Genomic DNA, 3,741 nt, shown 5'->3' with positions numbered 1-3,741 from the left:
AGTGAATGAGATCCATGCACGTGTAGCAGTCCTTAACAGATTTACGGAATTAGGTCGACCACTTACCCAAGTTACGCCTTAAATTTGGCTCAATTAGGGGCGCTTTGCATTTCAAATCTTTGTGCAAAAAAGCTGTTTGAATAAAAACTTATCTATGTACCTTCAATTTTAAGCATGGTTTGATCCTATCTTTTCAAATAAATGGCCATGCAATACTCAGTAAAAATAATAGCCCTAATACGGCGCAACTCATTTGCCAAAAACGCAAAGGATCTCGTTCAATGATTGCTGGTGGTTTAGAGTTTAATAATTCTTTGGAAGGATGCATTAGATTATGAATGAGTTCAGATAAGGCCTCAAAACGATGTGTCGGTTCAATACTCAGCGCTTGGCCTAAAATTTTATCTAACCATATAGGTAAATCAGGCCGATATTTCCTGATGGAATAGTATTGAACTTTTTTAAGCTGCTTTAAACTGTTACAGCGAGCTAAATCTGTCCCATAAGGTAATTGTTTGGTCAGTAAATAATAGGCCATTACCGCCAAAGAAAATTGGTCTGAATGTACAGATGGCGAATGATCAATAAAATACTCCGGTGCCATAAATGCTAAGGTTCCGAGTGGTCGATTCGCATTTTTAGGATTAATTTCGACCAGGCCTCTTACTGCTGTTGAACCATAATCAATCAGTTTAATTTTCATGGCACTTTCTGTATTTAAAACCATGATGTTATTTGGCCGTATATCCTGATGCAGCATCTCCAGCCGGTGCATTGCATTTAAAGCCAAAGCTGTTTGTTGCAAAATTGGTAAAATCTCATCGAGATTTAAAGGCTTTTCCTGGCGATGCAGCCATTGAGCCAAAGTTTCACCCTGTAAATATTCATAACATTGGAATAAATACTTTTTCTCAGTGTTATGTGGATAACACTGCATCAGGTTATCATGCTTCAGACGTTTTGATACCCAATCTTCGAGTTGAAATTGCTCTACGGCATACTTATCTTGCTGTAAATCTACCCCCAAAGTTTTTATAACCAAAGGCTGCTGCTGAGTATCGTGTGCCAAATAGAGGCAACTGCGATGATTTTGGTGCAAAATCTTATCAATCACATAGCCTTCAAAAATTTCACCTTTACTGAGCTGTTGTGGAAATACATAATCCTGCTGAATATGAAACTGATTCAGTTCAGGCAACTGTTCTACAAGGATCACCTGGAAACTTAAGTTATCATCACTGCCCTGTTCTAAAGCTTTTTCAACTAATCCTTTGGCAAGTTGATTTAAATCTGCATCTATTAAAGTTAAATCTAATAATTGTTGATCTGTGACAAATTCATAGACCCCATCGGTCATTAGTAAAAAAATATCTTTTTCTTTGAGTTCAATATTTCGATAATCAATTTCAATACGATAATCCGCACCTAAGGCTCGACTAAGATAATGCTCTTTGGAAGACAACCAGACACGATGATCATGGGTTAGTAATTCAATTTCATGATCGCGAATGCGGTAAATACGACTATCACCAACATGAAAAACATGGGCTTGTTGCTGTTTTAAAATCAGTGCAGATAAGGTACAGACATACCCTCGGTCTTTATCAAAACGTCCTTGACTTTGTTGAGTCTGTGCATAAAGCCATGAATTGGTCGCGCGGATCACTCGTTCTGCTGAAGTCTGTGTACTCCAGGCATCTGAAGTAGAATAATAGTCAGATAAAAAACTACCAACGGCTGTTTCTGCTGCAAGATGACTGACATTACTGCTACCGATTCCATCCGCTATAACACAGGCAATACCTTTCAGTTTCAGCACATGTCCTTCGGGCAGATATACTCCATGGAAATCCTGGTTCTGTTGTTTAACTCCGGCAGTAGAATATTGCCCAATACTGACTTTTAATGTTTTTTTCATGCTGAAAGCTCAAAAAGGGATCTATATGATCCCTTTATAAAATGATGAATGTTAAAATTCTTTTTTAACACCAGTACGGACATGGGTGGTATAAAGTGCCAGACCTGTTAATGCCAAACCACCCACCAGATTACCTAAAGCAACCGGCAGTTCATTCCATAGGAAGTAGTCAGCAATCGAGAAGTCACCGCCCATCATCATGGCAAATGGGAACAGGAACATGTTCACGACAGAGTGCTCAAAGCCCATGGCAAAGAACAGCATAATTGGCATCCACATGGCAATAAATTTGCCACTCACCGTAGTAGACATCATCGCGCCAATGACACCTAATGACACCATCCAGTTACACAGCATGCCACGGATAAAAATAGTCATCCAGCCGGCGAATCCGTATTCGGCATAACCTAATGTCCGCTCCTCGCCAATATGCGCAATTTTTACGCCGACAGGGTTTGGATCCGCTGCAAAACCCATGGTATAAACCGCTGCCATGAGCACCGCAACGACTAAACAGCCTGTAAAGTTCCCTACAAACACCAAGCCCCAGTTTTTTAGAATACGTCCCCATGTCACCCCTGGGCGTTTATCTAGCCATGCCAGCGGCGTAAGTACAAACACCCCAGTTAATAGGTCATAGCCCAATAAATACAACATACAAAAACCAACTGGAAACAGGAGCGCACCAATCAATGGTGATCCTGTTTGCACGGCTATGGTAATGGCAAATACCGCTGCCAAGGCCAGAATGGCCCCTGCCATAAAGGCACGAATCAATACATCACGGGTTGCCATATGCAATTTGGATTCACCCGCATCTACCACTTTTTTTGCAAACTCTGCAGGAGCAAGATATGCCATGTTGTCGTCCTCTTTTTCAATATACAGACCTGTTTTTCAAAAAAAAGACGCCTAAGATCAATGAAGACCTTAGGCGCCGTTGCCTTAAATGCTTGAACAGTTAATGGTGAATGGCGTCATTGCCATATATCTCAAAGTACAAGCAAAATCTATGCCATAAAAAATTATTAATCTTTTAATTATTCACTGTCTTATTGAGCATAAATTTTAAAATGATAATTGGCATGATATCTGCATCATCTACTCCGCATAACAATTTGTTTAAGAATCATTTGGAGAGGATTATGATTACCCATCGTCAACAAGTAACTGACATGATCATTTCAGCGAAAGTTTTAAAATCAATTAAATGGTCAGATGTCGCCAAAGAAATAGAACTTTCTAAAGAATGGGTAACCGCCGCATGTTTAGGTCAGATGGCTTTTAATAAAGAGCAGGCAGAAAAAATCGGTGAAATATTTGGATTGACTGATGAAGCCATCGCCTGGCTGCAAATCGTACCCTATAAAGGTTCTCTGCCAACTAGCGTGCCGACAGATCCGCTGATTTATCGCTGGTATGAGGTGGTCAGCGTCTATGGTATGACCATTAAAGAACTGATTCATGAAGAATTCGGAGATGGGATCATGAGTGCTATTGATTTCAGTATGGATATTCAACGTGAGAATAATCCAAACGGAGATCGGGTGAATGTCGTATTGTCTGGCAAGTTTTTACCTTATAAAACCTATTAATTAATCGTTTGATAAAGCCATCATATTGATGGCTTTTCATTTCTTCGTAAGGAGATCTTTTATATCACCGTCTTTATCCTTATTTAATTTTGACTATACACTGATGTGTGTTGATAAAAACGGAGGCTTTCGCTTGGGAGGATTCTAGACAGCCAACCTGTAAAAGTCCTCTGCCATTTGATTTGGTGTCTTAAAATCCAATCCTTTTTGGATTCTTTGCTGATTATA

General features: G+C 39.7%; 3 protein-coding genes. 1 reads left to right on the top strand and 2 read right to left on the bottom strand.

Annotated elements, in window-relative coordinates; translation table 11 throughout:
• Nucleotides 1–193: 193 nt before the first annotated feature.
• On the bottom strand, nt 194–1,918 hold the full coding sequence (locus E2B99_RS11265; RefSeq protein ID WP_076878496.1) for a bifunctional protein-serine/threonine kinase/phosphatase: 1,725 nt from the start codon (nt 1,916–1,918) through the stop codon (nt 194–196).
• Between the two features lie 51 nt (nt 1,919–1,969).
• On the bottom strand, nt 1,970–2,779 hold the full coding sequence (locus E2B99_RS11260; protein ID WP_008303564.1) for a formate/nitrite transporter family protein: 810 nt from the start codon (nt 2,777–2,779) through the stop codon (nt 1,970–1,972).
• A gap of 284 nt (nt 2,780–3,063) precedes the next feature.
• Here E2B99_RS11260 and cynS point away from each other — a divergent pair, with 284 nt between their 5' ends.
• Nucleotides 3,064–3,513, top strand: coding sequence for a cyanase (gene cynS, locus E2B99_RS11255; protein WP_076878497.1), 450 nt, complete (start codon nt 3,064–3,066; stop codon nt 3,511–3,513).
• The last annotated feature ends 228 nt before the right edge of the window (nt 3,514–3,741 follow it).

This window comes from Alkanindiges illinoisensis (assembly GCF_004377485.1).
GTDB classification, from domain to species: Bacteria; Pseudomonadota; Gammaproteobacteria; order Pseudomonadales; family Moraxellaceae; genus Alkanindiges; species Alkanindiges illinoisensis_A.
This window is presented reverse-complemented; position numbering and strand designations above follow the sequence as displayed.

Coding starts and splice junctions, on each gene's coding strand:
- E2B99_RS11265 (WP_076878496.1), bottom strand. CDS start 1,918: ATGAAAAAAACATTAAAAGTCAGTATTGGGCAATATTCTACTGCCGGA.
- E2B99_RS11260 (WP_008303564.1), bottom strand. CDS start 2,779: ATGGCATATCTTGCTCCTGCAGAGTTTGCAAAAAAAGTGGTAGATGCG.
- cynS (WP_076878497.1), top strand. CDS start 3,064: ATGATTACCCATCGTCAACAAGTAACTGACATGATCATTTCAGCGAAA.